Origin of the sequence: Alitiscatomonas aceti (assembly GCF_025567195.1) — a bacterium.
In the GTDB taxonomy this organism is placed as follows: Bacteria; Bacillota; Clostridia; order Lachnospirales; family Lachnospiraceae; genus Alitiscatomonas; species Alitiscatomonas aceti.
On record NZ_JAOQJF010000050.1, the window covers coordinates 1 to 15,428 of the forward strand.

Below are 15,428 nucleotides of genomic sequence, written 5' to 3' on the forward strand. Positions count from 1 at the left end.
TAATTCTTATGATCTGATTGATTTCATACGGGACTTCCGGGTTGTCAATAAAGGAGATGGCTCTTATATTAATATTTCCCGAAAGTACAGTTTACAAGGGACTACACAGGGTAGGTATCTGACGGGAGGGGTGCCGCCAGTCAGATTTTCCATGTGATGTTCAAGCTGTCGCTTGTGGCGGCTATGGTGGTGATCATCAAATCCACCACACGCCGCTTGTCATCAAAAGATACATTCTCCCAGGTATCGAGGTAGCCGGAAATCTGGCTGACCTGTTCCGGGCTGATGGCCTCCACAGTCAACTCCGCTATCCTTGCCAGAAGTTCCTGCTTGCGCCCGTCCAGTTCCGCTATCTTCACATTCACATAGGAGAACAGGACATTGTTTGCCCCCGTCAGACTGTCCACCAGCTTTTCAATCTCGCTGTCTACATGGGCAAGTTCCACTTGCAGGGCGGTGATTTTCGGGTTTGCCTTTGCCGCTTTCTTTTTTCCTGTCAGCGTCTTGTAGCTTGCCAGCTTCTTTACCATCTGCTGATAAACAACCGCTTCCAGTTCCGAAGTGATGATTTTCCCACAGCCAGGACAGCTTTTATTGTCCAGCCGTTTCGTGCAGCGGAGATACTGTTTGCCGGAGGGATTGTAGATACTCATAAGAGCATACCCGCAATTCCCGCACTTGATTTTTCCTGCCAGCCATGTGTGGGTGGCTTTCCGGGCAGACTGGATTTTCATGTTGTTCATCAGCTTCTTGCGGCAGGTCAGCCAGGTGTCGGAGGGGACGATACCCTCATGGGGAGCCAGTACCAGCATTTGGTCTTTTAAGTCGTTTTTCTTGCTGGCCTTTACATCTCGCCCTTGATACAGATAGCAGCCGTTCATGCCCGTAAAATCGGCAACGTCATTGACAATGACTGTACCTTGACTTTTGAAAAATTCGTACACATCAAGGTCTGCCTGCACATAGACAGGATTGCGTAACATCTGCGCCAGCGTGGGGCGTATCAGCTCTTTGCCATGGAACAAAATCCCCTGTTCGGCAAAGTACCGGGTAATGTCCCCGTAGGAAGTTGTGGGCTGGGCGTACATCTCAAACATCAGCCGGATATTGGCCGCTTCCTCCGGGTTTACCACCAGCTTCTTTGTGTTGATACCGTCCATCTTGATAGGCTCCGTATGGAAGCCGTAAGGGGCTTTCCCGCCCATCTTAAAGCCCCGCTGACTGCGGGAGTAGTAAGCGTCCGTTACCCGCTTCTGTATCGTTTCCCGTTCAAGCTGGGCGAACACGATACAGATATTCAGCATGGCCCGTCCCATCGGCGTGGAGGTATCAAACTTTTCCGTAGAGGACACAAACTCCACATTGTACTGCTGGAACAGCTCCATCATGTTGGCAAAGTCCAGAATGGAACGGCTGATACGGTCGAGCTTGTAAACCACGACCTTTGCAATCAAGCCCCGCTTGATGTCCCGCACCAGTTCTTGAAACTTCGGACGGTCTGTGTTCTTGCCGCTGTACCCTTTGTCTGTGTATTCCTTGCAGTTACCGCCTTTCAACTCGTATTTGCAAAATTCAATCTGGCTTTCAATGGAAATGCTGTCCTTTTTGTCTACCGATTGTCTTGCATAGATTGCGTCTATCCGATTGTTCATATTGTCGCTCCTTTTCTTAAAAAAGAAACGGAGCTGCTGACAGTTCTATTATACCGCCAGCAGCCCCGCAAATCAATGATGGGTTTGGAAAACCTTATGTCCCGGCTTCCTCACTCTCCCGCTTGTCGGCGTACTTGCGGAACACCTCATAAAGCTGCTGTTCCAGTTCCCGGCGTTTGGCTGCTTCCTGTTCCGGCGTGAACACCGGGGAGAGATTTTCCAGTGTGATTTCCTTTCCCTGAAAAGTCACGATTTCGATTTCCTTTTTGTATCTGATATTACTTATAAGATCACCTTTCCTTTCCATGCTGCCGCTGTTGCCGTTTCAGTTCCGCTAAAATCTCCGGCGGGATACGGTCAACCAGCCGCCGCATATCGTCCAGTTCGCTTTTTAACTTCGCCCGTTCCATCGTGTCATTCATCTTGCCTTTTTCGCTGGCCTTTGCCCTGACTTCCAGCTTTTCATTTTCCGCTAACAAGTCATTGATTGTGACCTTGTATTTTTTCAGTTGCCCGGAGAAGTTCTCCATCTGCGGAAACCACTTTTTCAGCATGGAGAGGGCTTCCTCTTTCTTCTTTCCGGCGTTCAGCGGGGTAATGCCGGAGAGAACCGCTTCAATGGCCCTCGCCTGTTTGGAGAGGTTGACCGCCTGTTTGAACAGCCGGGTGGGGATATGCTTCCGGCCCGTCTTGCTGGCGCTTTCCCCACGCTCCAGGTCGGGGTACTGCTCCACCATACAGGCGTGAAAATCGTCCTGCCACTTCGTCAGATTGGCCCGGTTGCCGATAATTTCTTTGGCGCACAGGCGGTTGTCCTTTGTCAGCGGCACAAAGACCAAGTGCAGATGGGGCGTTTTTTCATCCATGTGTACCATAGCCGAAACGATGTTCTCCCGGCCCACCCGGTCAATGAGGAAGTCCGCCGCCCTCTGGAAGTAGGCCGCTATCTCCTTTGGGGACTTGCCCTTGAAAAACTCCGGGCTGGCGGTAATCAGCGTGTCCACAAACCGAGTGCTGTCCTTGCGGGTGCGGCATCTGGCCTGCTCGATGCGGCTCTGAATGAAATGGTAGTAGCGGCCATCCGGCTTGACGATGTGGAAATTGTACTTGCTCCGGCTGGTGTCAATGTCCGGGTTGCTGGCGTACTGCTCCTTTTTCCGTTCATGGTGGGCTTCCAGCGGCCCCGCCGGGTGGCCCTTGTGCTTCTCAAATCGCAAAATTGCGTGTTGTGCCATTGAACTCCTTTCCCCATTCCATTCCTTTCCGGCGGGTTTTCCCGCCGAAAATATCTCTGATAGGATTGGAATGGAATGAATGTAAATAGATGGTTTTAATCTCTGTATTTCTATATACCGTCAGATTTCCGTACTTCAAGAGGATTGATTTTCGTACTCGCCAAGTACGGTTTTCAGCCCTCCGGCGTACCATAACCGGATTTCTTGAAGTCGGTGTTTGGAACCGCTTCATAGGATTTCGGGTAAATGCGGTTGGGTTTTCCACAGCCCTGTTTCTGGATTTCCACCAGCCCCGCATACTGCAACTCCCGCAGGGTGTTGACCGCTTTCTGCCGCCCGCAGCGGAGCAAAGCGACCACCTCGCAGATGGGGTAGTACAGGTAGACCCGCCCGTACTCGTCCGCCCAGCCGTTCTTCCGGGACAACTCCGCCCGGCGCAGGACAAAGGCATACAGCACCTTCGCTTCGTTGCTCAAGGGCTGGAATGTGGGTGCTTCAAAAAGGAAATTGGGGAGCCGGGTGAAACTGAACGCCTTTTCCGGCTGGTGAATATAAATCGTGTTTGTCATAGCGTGTTTTGTGGACGGTTAGAGGCCCGTTTTCCGGGGCGAATGATAAATGATACCAGCCGCCCCGGTTGAGGGCTTGCGGAGCCTTGCAAATCAAGGCTTTTCCCGCTCTTAACTGTCCACAGCAGACCTCCTTTTCCGTTCACTTTCTGTTTTCTGCCGCCTGTGAACTCTGGCGGCGCAGTCCGGGCAGTATTTGCCCCGGTTGGACTTCGGGACGAACACACCGCCGCACTCCGCACAGCGTTTCAAGTCCCTGTCCCGGTAAATCTCCGCTTCCAGCGTCCTGTCCAGCGGCAAGACCGCCCAGCGGAACCACTTGCAGCAGACGGAGAACGAAATCATCTGCGGACAGGCGCAGGTGTCGCCATCGTCCAGCGCAAGGCAGTTTCCGTCCTCGCAGTTGCAGCACTCCCGGCGTATCAGGCCGCTGGCTCGTCTCTTCTGGGGCGGGGTTATGCGGTAGGGGGAGCCGTCCGGCCTGTGTTCCAGCGGCGGCAGGTGTTGATAGGGTCTTTTGCTCATGCGTCCCTCCGTTTTCTTTGGCGTGTTCTGTTTCCAAGGTGCTTGTCCATCGATGAACTATCCCAAGTCTACACCTTTTTGACCGCCTGTGCCGTATATCCAAGAGGTAGGAAATCAGCCTGAAAAACTCCCTATTTCCACGCTCTCGGATTTGTGATATAATCAAAAAAAGATAAAAGACAAATTCAGGTTTCTGGTCTTCTTGCACAAAATAAAGGAGGAGCTATTATGCAAATTGTTTATATTCCAAGCGAATCAATGTCTGTTCAAGGTAAAAAAGATGAAATCTATAAAAGATATGGGAAAGACTGGAATATTAGAGAACAGGGAGGAGGTAACGGAAATTGGTTGTTGACCAGAAAAAGTGATGTGCTTGTAGATGGAAAAAGTTATCGTACTTTTGTACTTGAACACTACGGTAAATCCAAGCTGACAGCGAAGCTTGTTGATAAATTTCGTGAAGATGTAGCAAATGGTAAAATAAAACTGTAAATGCCTATGCCGTTATGCTATGAGCATAGTACATAGCATAACGGCTTCTCTTTCGTTGAGCTAGCAAGGAGGGTGAATATGTCTTTATCCATACAAGAGCGATTAAAAGACCTACGTGTGGAGCGTGGCTTGACGCTGGGGCAGCTTGCGGAGCAGACCGGGCTTTCCAAGTCTGCGCTGGGCAGTTACGAAACGGAAGACTTCAAGGACATCAGCCACTATGCCCTTATCCGGCTGGCGAAGTTTTACGGTGTGACCGCTGATTATCTGCTGGGGCTGTCTGAAATGAAAAATCACCCAAACGCCGATCTTGCAGACCTGCGTTTGAGTGATGAAATGATTGACCTGCTGAAAAGCGGGAGGATAGACAATACCCTGCTGTGTGAGCTGGCGGCGCACCCGGATTTCCCCCGGCTGATGGCTGACCTTGAAATCTATGTGAACGGAACGGCACTGAAACAGGCGCAGGGTGCAAACGCCATAGTGGACACGATGAGCGCAACTGTTATAAAAAAGCATAATCCTGGCATGAGTGATACGCAGTTAAGACAGCTTATCACCGCCCATATTGATGAGGACGAGTTTTGCCGCTATGTGATACAACGGGACATAAACGGGATTGCCCTTGCTCTGCGGGAAACACACAAGGACGATTTTTTCAGCGTCCCAGAGGATAACCCGCTAAAAGAAATGCTGGAAACTGCTGGTGAAATCGTCAGCCAGGACAGCGACACGGAACAAGCGTACTTGGCGTTTATCTGCAAACGGCTCAAGCTGAATTTTAGGAAGCTGTCAGTAGAAGAACGGAAGTGGCTGAAAAAGATTGCGGAAAAATCCGACTTGCTGAAGAATCCAAAACCGCAGAGAGGACGAAGATAAAAAATGCCTGAACGGCGGTTCTGGTTTTTCAGAACCACCATCCAGGCATTTTGTTTAGTAATAGAAAAAGGTGCAGTTGATTATTGCGTATTGTCAATCTCTCTCAAACCGGGTAGTAAAAATACGGCAAGCGCAACGATGATAATGCCAATTCCGCAAATGACAAACCATTTCTCAACTCCCAGCCGCTCCGCCAGAGGCCCGGAAATGACAAGGCCAAACGGCATGGCGAGGGAAGCGGCGCTTGTCAGTAGAGAAAAAACTCTCCCCAGATATTCTGGTTTGACCGTTTCTTGAAAAATCGCATTTTGCACACCGTAAAATGGAGCGGAAATTCCCATAACAGTACAGCACACAACAAAGACAAGAAATGCGTCTGGCGGCAAAAGCCCGGAGAGCATATTGCTAACGCCCATCAGGAGAACGGAAAGACCGATGGTGTACCGCCGTTTCTTAAAACCGCCCCAAATGCTCAGAATGACTCCGCCAAGCAGCATACCAACCGCAAAAGCAATTTCAGCGGCAGAGGCATGGGCCGGTGTTCCTTTGAAGTATGACATACAGATGAGAGGAAAAAGCGTACTGATTGGCATATAAAAGAACATATAAATTACACCAATCCAGAGCAGAGCAAAGAGGCCCCTGTTTTGCTTTAATACCACATACCCCTCTTTCATATCCTGTAAAAACTGTTGTCTTTTCGTTTCTGGACATAGTTCAGGCGTTGGTATGGACGAAATCGCAACAGTCACACAGGCAAGGATTGCACCCACAATATCTAACAATATAATTGCATTAAGAGGCCAAACAGCATATAAAAACGCTGCGGCAGCTGGACTGATAATCGCACTTACTGCTTGCATGGTCTGCGTGTAACCAGCGCATTTTGTAAGTTCCTCTTTTGGCACAATCATAGGTGTTGCTGCGCTGAATGCTGGAGAATGAAAAGCAGTTCCCGCACTTCGGATTAACAGGACAACCATAATAGACCATACGGGCAATTCCATGTAAAACGCCACCAGCGCCAGAATACCGCCAGCGGCGGCAATTATCAAATCCGCACCAATCATTACGCTTTTACGGCTGTGCCGGTCAACAAAAGCACCTGCAAACGGGCCTAAACAGGCTTGCGGCAAAAATCCAATCAGTGTTGCCGCCGTCAATATGATTGCAGAATTAGTTTTCGCAACCAAATAAAAGATAATGGCCATTTGCAAAATACCGCTGCTAATAAAGGATATTGCTTGTCCGGCAAGAAGTGTAAAATAAGTTTTTCTCCATGAATTGTTGTTTTGGGTCATAATGCGAACCTCCTTTTTTATTGCATTGTTCCTTTGTTTCTGCAATAAAAAGCAGGCGTTGTCCCACAGAGAGGGCAGACGCCTGCATAACAACAAAGCACGAAAAAACACCACGATACAGTTCAAAGACTGCTCGTGTCAAACCTACGTGTTCCTTTGCATACGCACGCAAAAAAAGCCCACCATCATGTGGAAAGGTACTTCTACTTTTTATTGCTTATTAGCGTACACAAATTAACACACGTAAGCCTCCTTCCAATCTCAAACTGTCGCACAGTATAACACACATCCGATAGACTTGTCAACCATTTTTAACCTTGTTTTCCATCTTGTTTTTCCATCTCTTACGGGCAGTAGCAAAGCCAGGCGAGCCAGTCAACGGTCAAGATGAACGGCGCTTTCAGCGCCGCCGTTGACAGTCTCGCCCGTCTTTGCTAATGGGTAATCAAGGCGGGAAAGCCATTTTAGGGCTTTCCCGCCCATTTCAATTTTGGGAGAAGAAAGGCCCCAAAATGAACGAGTGCGGCCAAACACTTTTAGGGATTGGCCACCTTGTCCACCCATCCAGCGGGGCGGCGGGGAACGGTCAAGGCCGGGCGTCAGCCCATTCATTTCAGCCTTGACGGTTTCCTGCCGTCCTGCTACTTTTCCCGGAGTGTGGCCACACATCTGGTCACGGTGTCCAGAGCTTTGGGACTTTTTGTCCCATAGGCCGGGGGCGGAGGACGAGGGACGGGGGCTTTCATAATACGCCCTGTCTGCTGCTGAAATCAGCCCTTTGTTTCCGGCTTACCAGCCCCAAACAAAGCCCTGCTTTCCTGCCGCGTCAAATGCCCTTGCCCTCCCCGGCGGCAACGGTATTTTCAGGGCAACGCCGACAGAGCGTATAACACACTACACTTTGCTCCGCAAAGTCGTGTGCCAAATGGGGCGCTGCCCCCTTTGGAAACCCCCGCAACAAACAGGTGCTATGCACCCAGCCGGGAGCATAGCGCCGTTTGTTGTCAGCAGCCCGTTTCACGGTCTGCGTGTAGTTCCTTGTAAACTGACCTAAACCAGACAGTAAACGAAAAAGTCAAAAAAGCTACCGGCCTAACGAATCTTGATGCTTTGTTTCTCACTGAAAAAGAAATCAACAATCTTTTTCAGAACTGTATCCTCCTGGACTCCTGAGTACTATGTTTTGAGAGAAACGACGGAAGTCAGGTATTATAAATGAAAAATGAAAAATTTGCATTAACAATTTGTGAACATTCGTGGAAATATTCCAAAAAACGATAACAGCTTTTGAAGCCTCCATTCCAGAGCACACGCTTCTGTCCATGGCCGCTGTTGCAAATACAGGAACAGGATGGTAAAATAGCAGATACAAAAAACAGATGAAAACAGATCAGGAGGACATAAAAATATGAGATTACGCCATATTAAAGGCGCAGAAGAGCAGATCGCAGAAAGCCCCTATGTGATCCAGGATCCCCAGGGATTAAAGGGAAAATGGCATGAATTTTTTGGAAACCAGAATCCGATCCGTATCGAGGTGGGTATGGGAAAGGGAAAATTCATCATGGAGCTGGCGGAAAAGAACCCGGATGTGAATTACATTGGTATTGAACGGTATTCCAGCGTGCTGTTAAGAGGGCTCCAGAAGCGGTCCCAGCTGGAGCTGTCCAACATTTACTTCATGCGGATCGATGCCCTGGAGCTGGCGGACGTTTTTGATGCCGGAGAGGTGGACCGGATCTATCTGAATTTCTCGGATCCGTGGCCCAAGGACCGTCACGCCAAGAGACGGCTGACCTCTGACCGGTTCCTTCCTATTTATGATCAGATCCTTAAAAAAGACGGGATCATCGAATTTAAAACCGACAACCAGGACCTGTTCCGGTACTCCCTGGAGTCCATTCCGGAGGCCGGATGGACGGTGGATGCCCACACTTTCGATCTTCACAACAGCGAAATGGCGGAGGGGAATGTGATGACCGAGTACGAGACAAAGTTCTGCTCAGAGGGAAAGCCCATCTGCAAGCTGGTGGCGTCCAGAAAAAAATAAGAGTTCTCTTTTTAAAAGGATAGAAGGCGCCGGCCTGCATACAATATTACGAGAAAACAGCCATGGAGCGTTTATGGACATAAAGACCAGGATCCGGAGGAGCCTAGCCAGGGCAACCTGCGATAAGACGGAGCTGGACCGCACAGTGCTGCGGTTTAAAAAGTGTTTTGACGAGGCCAGCGCCGCGCTCTGCGGAAAGGGTAAAAAAACAAAAAAATAAAGATCATAAAGGAGAAATGCATATGGAAAAAATGTTTACAGCCGCTGATTTTGACACAGAGGTACTGGGTTCGGATAAACCTGTTCTTGTGGATTTTTTTGCCACCTGGTGCGGCCCCTGTAAAATGATGGCTCCGGCAGTGGAGAAGCTGGCGGAGGAGTATGAGGGAAGGGCTGTGATCGGAAAGCTGGATGTGGAGGAGAGCATGGATATCGCCGGCCGCTACGGCGTTATGAACGTTCCCACGCTGATCCTTTTTAAGGATGGCAGGGCTGTGGAGCGGAAGGTGGGCCTTCAGAGCGCCTCTGACCTCAGAAAGTTACTGGATTCGGTTTTATAAGCGCGGGCCGTTCCACTGGTTTTCAGGGCCAGTGGAAGAAGCCGCGGAGGTAGTAATAAGGCAGAAAGAGCCTTCCGGCCTGTCCAAGCCCGGGAAGAAGCCGTTCTGCATCAAAAAATACGGGGCAGAAGACCAGGCTTCCGATGATGAAGAAGGGGATCGCAGCTCCCAGGGCCTCCGGCGTTTTAAGGACGGCTCCCAGGGCCATGGAGAAAATGGAAACGGCAAGGGCGTAAAGGGCCATGGCCGCCGTTTCCGGGAGGATGGCCGCCGCACCGCCGGATGAGACTCCCGGTCCTCCCGAGAGGAGCACCGCAGAAAGTCCGGACAGGGCCGCCAGGGCCACAGGAGCCGCCAGGGCGGCGAAGCGGCAGGGAAGGCGGAGACGGACCGGAAGAGGGATAAAAAGCCCCCTGCGGCTGTCCTCTGCGGCTGTGACCGCGCTGTAAAGTCCGGTGATAAAAAGGAACACAGCCGTCAGCCCCCGGACTGGAAAGAGCCCTGGGGAAGAGGCTGCGGTCCCGGTCTCCCCGGAGCTTTTCCCGGTCTGCTCCGGCGCATATGTGTATACATACTCAAAACGGAAGGTACTGCCGTCCTCCATCCGTTCCTTATAAAGGTCTCCGGCCTGTCCGGAGGCCTTTTTCCGTTCTGGGGATCCCACAGCCCCCAGGGCGTCAAAAGCAGCGCCCTGCTCCACGTAATCCTCCAGGATATCCTTGTTCCGGATGGCGGCCAGCTCTGAGAATACCACCTCGGTGGAAAGGGAGGCCGTTACGGTGGAGGGAGCGGAAAAAACGGTGATGGAGCGTTTAAAGCGTCCGCTGTTTATTTTTTGTTCCAGGTTTTCAGGGATCAGATATCCGCACTCTGCCTTTCGGGCGGCCACATGGTCCCGTACCTGCTGTTCATTTTCGCATGGATAAAAAGAGAACAGTCCCGTATCCCGGGCCAGGAGATTCTCCTTTAACCGGTTTCCCAGGCTGGCCGGCTCTGGATCCAGACAGCAGACGGCGATCCGTACCGTACCGTCCTTTCCGTTTTCCATCCTGGATGCGGCGAGGGCGGTCAGAGGAAGGGCGGCCAGAAGGAGCAGAAACGGGATCCGCTTCAGATACCGCTTGCAGCATAAGAAAAACCATAGAATGACTTTTTTCATGGGCGTTTTACCTCAAATGCCAGGCTTATGAGAGCTCCCGCCAGGAAAACTGCCGGGAGCGCCGCAAAGATCCAGGGCTCCCAGTGGGCGGTGACAGCCATTTTTACAGTCTCAATGAAAATATAGGGCGGAAGGAACGGGGCTGCCTTCTGGAAGGCAGAGGGAAGGAACACCAGAGGCAGGATCCCGCCGGAAAAAAAGTGCAGCGCTGTGGCTCCCAGGAACAGGAAAAGTACGCCTCCCATCCGGTTCCCTGCCGCCTGGAAGGCGCATACAGCCAGGGAGGCCGCAGAAACGCTTAAGAGCAGAAGTGCTGCGGGAAGCGCGGAGGAAAACGGAACAGCGCCTGTAAGGACGGCTGCGGAGGCGGCAGACAGGAGAAGGACCATGTAGAGAAGGGCCAGCCCCAGGATCCGGGATAGGATCATGGAAACGGGACCAACGCCGGTCAGGAGGAGCTGCCTGCGCAGCACAGGATCCAGGGGCTGGAGAAAGCCCGAAACAGGGATGGCCGACAGCATAAGGGCCAGGATGAAAAGGCTGATGGCGTAAAAGACCACCGGCTTTACATCCCCCGAGGCGCTCACCGCTGTTTTCCGGAACAGCTCACCGCGGGGGAGGCTGTATTCCAGATACAGGCGGTTCAGATCCCGCTCCAGCTGTGCCCTGGCCTCTGAGCAGTGAAAAAGGTCCAAAAGCTCGTCCCCGGCGTAGATCCCAGCCTGGGCGGCGCTTAAGGTCTGCGCCCCCGCATCGGCCAGCTCCTTAAAGATCCGGCTCTCCACTCCTGCGTTCTCCGGAAGAAGCACGGGGACCGGTGTGTTGACGCCGCTCATGATGTCCTGGACAAAGCCCTCCGGCACCAGCAGGGCGGCCAGAAGCTCTCCGTTTTCCATCCCTTCCAGACACTCCTCCCGGCTCATGTAGGAAAGATCACAGATACTTTTTACACTTTCCAGAGAACTGAGCATGGAGGTCACCTGCTTCGCTAAAATGTCGTCTTCAGGAAGAGCTACGCCGACGGTGATCCGCCCCGCAGCCTGACCGCCGTACAGGGCCTTGCCTGCCAGAAGGGCAGCCGCACCCATGAAAAACATCAGTACGGCTGCCCCGGCTGCCATCAGAGGGAGGCATTTCAGCGCCCGTTTTAATTCCAGCTTCAGATAAAACAGACGTATCTTCATATTAGTATAAGGAAATACCCAGCCGGTCGGCTACTTCCATGAACCCGTAAGCGCCTTCCATGATCAGGGAATACCAGTCCTCTTCGGTGGCGGCCAGAACGTCCATGGGAGTTCCCTCCAGGGGAGCGATCTCGCTGGAAAGAGGTTTGAAATAGTAATTGCCGCTGAAGATCAGGGAAGAGTCAGCGGTGGAGATCTCCAGGGAGTCGATATCCGCCTGGATGCTCGTTCCCTTTTCCAGCTGGCTTACGATGCCGGAGGCAGAGATCTTAAAGAGCTGGGATCCGTTTTCCACGGCTTCCAGGGAAATATGGTAATCGCCGCTTTCTGTTATGTAGCTGCCGGAATACAGGATGGAAACAGACGGAGTGCTGTCTCCGGAGCCGGACACAAGATCCAGGGAAGCGTCACAGGTGAGCTTTTTATCGTCATAAACACCCTGCTTTACCAGGTACAGAGTCATGGCGTCGTCGCCGCTTCCGATGGTGAGCTGGCCGGTGAGGTTCTGGAGCGGGTATGCGCCGCCTTCAAACACAGCTTCAAAGGCCACCTCAGTGGGAACGGTCTGGCTGTCGCCGTCGCTGCCTGTGATCCCGTCGTTTATTACAGTGGAGCCCAGGACTGAGGTGAGCACGCCGTCCTTATCCAGGTATACGGTCATCTGGATGTCCGTCAGGGACGCGTCCAGGGCCTGGATCATCTGGTCTGCGGCTGCCTTTGCTTCCTCGTAGGCGTCTGCCTGAAGCTCTTCGGCTGTGGCGGGAACAGAGCCGCCCATGAGACCGTTCAGCTTTACGGTCAGCTCCAGCTGGCGCAGGTACTGGTTTTTCAAGGCCTCATCCTGGAGGAAAAAGTCCGAGGAGGTCCGCAAGAAGTCGATCAGCGCCGCCTTGCTGACCAACACAGAGTAGCCGCGGCATTCCTTTTCCTGTCCATTGACAGTAACAGTGCTTTTATCAGTCTTTTCCACGGTCAGCGCCGCCTTGAAATTTTCCTGGGCCTTGCAGCCCTCTCTGTAACGGTCCATAAGGGCGGGAAGATCCAGCGTGTTTCCTCCCGCAGCGGTATTTTCTTCGGCCAGGGCAGTGACCTCCGTCAGATAAGCGGCTGCCGCGTCGGCAGAGATGCCGTTTTCATCCAGAAGGCGGCTCATGGCAGGGGAATTTTTAATCCGGTCTGCCAGACCGTCTCCCAGATCCAGGGTGAGGACCTTTTCCGACAGCTCCGGGATGGCGGCCATCAATGTATGGTCGCCATAATAAAGATCCAGGTTTACCACATCCATGCCATTGTAAACGACTCCCACATTGGCGTCGCTCTTCTTATTTGAAACATCGTTCCGGCTGGAAATGCGGAGACCGCCGCCGGTAAGGGCGTTCAGCTCTTCCATGGAGCTGCTGTCCAGGCTTAAGGTCAGCCCTGCTTCTGCATCAGAGGAGACAGAGGCGCTGGAAAACTGGCTGAGTCCGAAAATATCCTCAGCCGGAGATACCTGTTCGTGGGAAAAGGCTGTTTGAAAAGCATCTACCACGGCTTCCTTGGGATCTTTGGCGTTCATCCGGGTGAAGGCAAAGGCCGCTGCCGCTCCTGCGGCTGCCACCACGCCTGCGGCGATTAAAATCTTCATCCCTTTCTTTCCTGGCTTTGGTTCCTCCGGTACAGAGGGGAGAGAACCGGAGGACGGGGCTGTTCCAGGGGCAGGGCTGCCGCCGCCGGAGGCGGATCCGGTCTTCTGGGGATCCGTCTGGGCAAACTCCAGGGTCAGATCTGCATGGCATACGGGACAAATGGTACTTCCTTCGGGAATTTCTGCTCCACATTTAAAACAAATCATATAGTTCCTCCATTTCTGTTTATTGAAACTGTCGGATCAGCTCTTCGGCTGAGAGACTGTTTCTGGTCTTAATCAGAACTCCGTCCTTTAAGACGTACATACTGGTACACAGGGCCAGCTCCTCCATTTCATGGGAGGTAAGGATCACAGTCCCTCCGTCCGCCGTGTAGGCTTTCAGATAGGCCTGTATATCCCGTTTACATTCCAGGTCCAGGGCGGCTCCTGGTTCGTCCATAATGAGGACAGGGGCGCGGCCTGAAAGGGCGCAGGCGATGCTGAGGCGCTTTTTCATGCCTCCGGACAGGGTATCCACCCGCTTCTTCAGCATGGGGCCGATCCCCAGGACAGAGCTGCAGCCCTCTGTCAGATCCTTCTCCATCTCCTTCCGGCTTCCGCGGTGCCATAAAAGCAGGTTGTCTTTTACCGACAGCTCTCCGATCAGCGGGTTCTCCTGGGGAACATAGGCCGTAAGGTCTGCGGCAGCCCCGGACCTTCCCAGGATCTCGGTCCCATTGATGCGGATGCTCCCGCTGTCTGCCCGCAGGGCTCCCGCCAGGATCGACAGAAGCGTGGTCTTTCCGCAGCCATTGGTTCCGACGATTCCCACGCACTGGCCGGGCCCGGCTGAAAAGCTGACGCCGTTTAGGATCCTGTGTTTTCCATAGGACTTACAGATTCCGGAAACCTCCAGCATAAGCCGTCCTCCTTCCTGTTTTATGGCCCTTATTTTACCATATGAGAGGGGGGTGATGGAAGCGTTTTGGGAAAACGTAAAAAAGTTTAAAAAAAAAGTAAAAAAAGGTGTTGACTTTTTCGGAACCTTGTCATATAATAATGGACGTGTCAAGGAGATAACACAGAGACACAGAAAAACAAAATACCAAGCGCCTTTAGCTCAGTTGGTAGAGCAGTAGACTCTTAATCTATTTGTCCGGGGTTCGAGCCCCCGAAGGCGCACTGAAAGGTTCCGATTTTGCAGACTTAGGGCTGCGGGGTTGGGACTTTTTTTATGTCTGAAACAGGCAGAGAGCCTGCCGCGGAGCAGGGAAGCGGATCGATGTGTCTGGTCAATGAAATTCACGAATGATTTTTTCGATGATTTCTTTTTGCGATGGGGTCAGGTTTGCCCACTTATTAAACATTTCTTTTTGTTCCGGCGTTAAGGGTACGGCATCGGTATCCTTTGCGAAAAATTGGCTCAGGGTGATCCCGAATGCGTCACAGAGGGCTTCCAGGGTTGAAAGTGATGGAACCGTGTTCCGGCGGTAGATATTGGCGATGGTGGATGCAGAAAGCCCGGACTTCTGGGCAAGCCTGTAAGTACTCCAACCACGTTCGCTGGTTAATTCTGTTATTCTTTTAATCACATCCATGTTATCAATCCCCTGTTGCATCCAATTCTATTCCTTATTTTAAGTTGTTATTGATTAAGAAAATAGAACTCAATTGTAATAGTTATACTGTTCAAATGAAAACCACTGTGCTATACTGGGCTTAAATAAAAAATTTGCAATACAGAAAGGAAGGAAAGTATGAAGAAAAGGCTTGTGGCATTGGGAATGGCGTTTCTGATGGCAATGTCCACCTGTATGACTGCTTTTGCGGGATACTGGTATCTTGAAGACGGAAGGTGGGAGTACCGGGACGATTCAGGTGCTCGGGTGAGGAACACTCTAAAGAAAAGCGGCAGCCATTACTGGTGGCTGGGACCAGATGGATATTTAAGAACAGGTCATGCTGGAGAGAAGGTCCTCATAGGAAATGCGGCATTTATGCTGCATAATGATGGAAGGATAGACCGGATCGGCGAGGATGCATCGGGCGGAAAGGTGGATCTGTTTGATTTAATAGGCGATAAGGAAACACCCAGAAGGTTTGAAGTGCTATACTAATGTTGTAACAGGAGTGGCTAATAAGATATAATCAATCTTATAAAGAAAAGAGGTACACATTATGCCACAGAGTTACACCCCTGAATTTAAAAAGAA

18 protein-coding genes and 1 tRNA gene are annotated in these 15,428 nt (G+C 51.7%); 8 read left to right on the forward strand and 11 right to left on the reverse strand.

Features of this window, described 5'->3' with window-relative positions:
• Window positions 1–140: 140 nt before the first annotated feature.
• The 5 genes from OCV69_RS15515 to OCV69_RS15535 all read right to left on the reverse strand — a co-directional run bounded on the left by OCV69_RS15515 (window position 141) and on the right by OCV69_RS15535 (window position 3,981).
• The gene (locus OCV69_RS15515) at window positions 141–1,652 is read right to left on the reverse strand and encodes a recombinase family protein (RefSeq protein ID WP_002575864.1); all 1,512 of its coding nucleotides are present in this window, start codon (window positions 1,650–1,652) and stop codon (window positions 141–143) included.
• A 94-nt stretch (window positions 1,653–1,746) separates the two neighbouring features.
• A complete protein-coding gene (locus OCV69_RS15520) occupies window positions 1,747–1,902 on the reverse strand; it encodes a hypothetical protein (RefSeq protein WP_002575863.1) in 156 nt (51 codons plus the stop codon).
• Window positions 1,903–1,942: 40 nt separating this feature from the next.
• Window positions 1,943–2,887 (reverse strand): MobV family relaxase, encoded by a 945-nt coding sequence (mobV, locus tag OCV69_RS15525; RefSeq protein WP_002575862.1) that lies wholly within the window; start codon window positions 2,885–2,887, stop codon window positions 1,943–1,945.
• Between the two features lie 173 nt (window positions 2,888–3,060).
• Window positions 3,061–3,456: a replication initiator protein A gene (locus OCV69_RS15530; protein WP_002575861.1), complete on the reverse strand. Its 396-nt coding sequence runs from the start codon at window positions 3,454–3,456 to the stop codon at window positions 3,061–3,063.
• A gap of 111 nt (window positions 3,457–3,567) precedes the next feature.
• Window positions 3,568–3,981 carry a cysteine-rich VLP domain-containing protein gene (locus OCV69_RS15535; RefSeq protein ID WP_002575860.1) on the reverse strand — a complete coding sequence of 138 codons (414 nt, stop codon included), beginning with the start codon at window positions 3,979–3,981 and terminating at the stop codon, window positions 3,568–3,570.
• 228 nt (window positions 3,982–4,209) lie between these two features.
• Here OCV69_RS15535 and OCV69_RS15540 point away from each other — a divergent pair, with 228 nt between their 5' ends.
• Together OCV69_RS15540 and OCV69_RS15545 are read left to right on the forward strand one after the other, a co-directional pair.
• Complete coding sequence (locus OCV69_RS15540) at window positions 4,210–4,473, forward strand: hypothetical protein (protein ID WP_002575859.1); 264 nt, start codon at window positions 4,210–4,212, stop codon at window positions 4,471–4,473.
• A 78-nt stretch (window positions 4,474–4,551) separates the two neighbouring features.
• A complete protein-coding gene (locus tag OCV69_RS15545; RefSeq protein WP_002575858.1) occupies window positions 4,552–5,352 on the forward strand; it encodes a helix-turn-helix domain-containing protein in 801 nt (266 codons plus the stop codon).
• A gap of 80 nt (window positions 5,353–5,432) precedes the next feature.
• Here the strand turns inward: OCV69_RS15545 and OCV69_RS15550 are convergent, their stop codons facing one another.
• A complete protein-coding gene (locus OCV69_RS15550) occupies window positions 5,433–6,653 on the reverse strand; it encodes an MFS transporter (protein WP_002584949.1) in 1,221 nt (406 codons plus the stop codon).
• Window positions 6,654–8,061: 1,408 nt separating this feature from the next.
• On the opposite strand from OCV69_RS15550, the gene trmB reads away from it, so the two are divergent.
• From trmB to trxA, 3 genes are all read left to right on the forward strand, one after another.
• Window positions 8,062–8,703 (forward strand): tRNA (guanosine(46)-N7)-methyltransferase TrmB, encoded by a 642-nt coding sequence (gene trmB, locus OCV69_RS15555; protein ID WP_158360223.1) that lies wholly within the window; start codon window positions 8,062–8,064, stop codon window positions 8,701–8,703.
• A 73-nt stretch (window positions 8,704–8,776) separates the two neighbouring features.
• Window positions 8,777–8,923 carry a hypothetical protein gene (locus tag OCV69_RS15560; RefSeq protein WP_022274270.1) on the forward strand — a complete coding sequence of 49 codons (147 nt, stop codon included), beginning with the start codon at window positions 8,777–8,779 and terminating at the stop codon, window positions 8,921–8,923.
• 22 nt (window positions 8,924–8,945) lie between these two features.
• Window positions 8,946–9,263: a thioredoxin gene (gene trxA / locus OCV69_RS15565; RefSeq protein WP_330599956.1), complete on the forward strand. Its 318-nt coding sequence runs from the start codon at window positions 8,946–8,948 to the stop codon at window positions 9,261–9,263.
• Window positions 9,264–9,285: 22 nt separating this feature from the next.
• Here the strand turns inward: trxA and OCV69_RS15570 are convergent, their stop codons facing one another.
• The 4 genes from OCV69_RS15570 to OCV69_RS15585 are packed head-to-tail and all read right to left on the reverse strand — an operon-like array spanning window position 9,286 to window position 14,134.
• Window positions 9,286–10,422, reverse strand: coding sequence for an ABC transporter permease (locus OCV69_RS15570; protein ID WP_158360225.1), 1,137 nt, complete (start codon window positions 10,420–10,422; stop codon window positions 9,286–9,288).
• Entirely contained in the window at window positions 10,419–11,606 is a 1,188-nt protein-coding gene (locus OCV69_RS15575; RefSeq protein ID WP_158360226.1) for an ABC transporter permease, read from the reverse strand. Before OCV69_RS15575 ends, OCV69_RS15570 begins: the two co-directional genes overlap by 4 nt.
• A 1-nt stretch (window position 11,607) precedes the next feature.
• Window positions 11,608–13,440, reverse strand: coding sequence for a zinc ribbon domain-containing protein (locus OCV69_RS15580; RefSeq protein ID WP_158360227.1), 1,833 nt, complete (start codon window positions 13,438–13,440; stop codon window positions 11,608–11,610).
• Between the two features lie 19 nt (window positions 13,441–13,459).
• A complete protein-coding gene (locus OCV69_RS15585; protein WP_158360228.1) occupies window positions 13,460–14,134 on the reverse strand; it encodes an ABC transporter ATP-binding protein in 675 nt (224 codons plus the stop codon).
• 52 nt (window positions 14,135–14,186) lie between these two features.
• On the opposite strand from OCV69_RS15585, the gene OCV69_RS15590 reads away from it, so the two are divergent.
• Window positions 14,187–14,354: a hypothetical protein gene (locus tag OCV69_RS15590; RefSeq protein ID WP_262563222.1), complete on the forward strand. Its 168-nt coding sequence runs from the start codon at window positions 14,187–14,189 to the stop codon at window positions 14,352–14,354.
• Window positions 14,325–14,397: transfer RNA gene (locus tag OCV69_RS15595), tRNA-Lys, on the forward strand. Before OCV69_RS15590 ends, OCV69_RS15595 begins: the two co-directional genes overlap by 30 nt.
• A 110-nt stretch (window positions 14,398–14,507) precedes the next feature.
• On the opposite strand, the gene OCV69_RS15600 is transcribed toward OCV69_RS15595, so the two are convergent.
• On the reverse strand, window positions 14,508–14,813 hold the full coding sequence (locus OCV69_RS15600) for a helix-turn-helix domain-containing protein (protein WP_158360229.1): 306 nt from the start codon (window positions 14,811–14,813) through the stop codon (window positions 14,508–14,510).
• Window positions 14,814–14,972: 159 nt separating this feature from the next.
• Here OCV69_RS15600 and OCV69_RS15605 point away from each other — a divergent pair, with 159 nt between their 5' ends.
• Entirely contained in the window at window positions 14,973–15,332 is a 360-nt protein-coding gene (locus OCV69_RS15605) for a hypothetical protein (protein ID WP_158360230.1), read from the forward strand.
• Window positions 15,333–15,428: the final 96 nt, after the last annotated feature.

Excerpts from the sequence above, each read along its gene's own strand:
- OCV69_RS15580 (WP_158360227.1), bottom strand. The coding sequence starts at position 13,440 with ATGATTTGTTTTAAATGTGGAGCAGAAATTCCCGAAGGAAGTACCATT.
- OCV69_RS15575 (WP_158360226.1), bottom strand. The coding sequence starts at position 11,606 with ATGAAGATACGTCTGTTTTATCTGAAGCTGGAATTAAAACGGGCGCTG.
- OCV69_RS15560 (WP_022274270.1), top strand. The coding sequence starts at position 8,777 with ATGGACATAAAGACCAGGATCCGGAGGAGCCTAGCCAGGGCAACCTGC.
- trxA (WP_330599956.1), top strand. The coding sequence starts at position 8,946 with ATGGAAAAAATGTTTACAGCCGCTGATTTTGACACAGAGGTACTGGGT.
- OCV69_RS15535 (WP_002575860.1), bottom strand. The coding sequence starts at position 3,981 with ATGAGCAAAAGACCCTATCAACACCTGCCGCCGCTGGAACACAGGCCG.
- OCV69_RS15515 (WP_002575864.1), bottom strand. The coding sequence starts at position 1,652 with ATGAACAATCGGATAGACGCAATCTATGCAAGACAATCGGTAGACAAA.
- trmB (WP_158360223.1), top strand. The coding sequence starts at position 8,062 with ATGAGATTACGCCATATTAAAGGCGCAGAAGAGCAGATCGCAGAAAGC.
- OCV69_RS15605 (WP_158360230.1), top strand. The coding sequence starts at position 14,973 with ATGAAGAAAAGGCTTGTGGCATTGGGAATGGCGTTTCTGATGGCAATG.
- OCV69_RS15530 (WP_002575861.1), bottom strand. The coding sequence starts at position 3,456 with ATGACAAACACGATTTATATTCACCAGCCGGAAAAGGCGTTCAGTTTC.
- mobV (WP_002575862.1), bottom strand. The coding sequence starts at position 2,887 with ATGGCACAACACGCAATTTTGCGATTTGAGAAGCACAAGGGCCACCCG.
- OCV69_RS15600 (WP_158360229.1), bottom strand. The coding sequence starts at position 14,813 with ATGGATGTGATTAAAAGAATAACAGAATTAACCAGCGAACGTGGTTGG.
- OCV69_RS15585 (WP_158360228.1), bottom strand. The coding sequence starts at position 14,134 with ATGCTGGAGGTTTCCGGAATCTGTAAGTCCTATGGAAAACACAGGATC.
- OCV69_RS15570 (WP_158360225.1), bottom strand. The coding sequence starts at position 10,422 with ATGAAAAAAGTCATTCTATGGTTTTTCTTATGCTGCAAGCGGTATCTG.
- OCV69_RS15550 (WP_002584949.1), bottom strand. The coding sequence starts at position 6,653 with ATGACCCAAAACAACAATTCATGGAGAAAAACTTATTTTACACTTCTT.
- OCV69_RS15545 (WP_002575858.1), top strand. The coding sequence starts at position 4,552 with ATGTCTTTATCCATACAAGAGCGATTAAAAGACCTACGTGTGGAGCGT.
- OCV69_RS15540 (WP_002575859.1), top strand. The coding sequence starts at position 4,210 with ATGCAAATTGTTTATATTCCAAGCGAATCAATGTCTGTTCAAGGTAAA.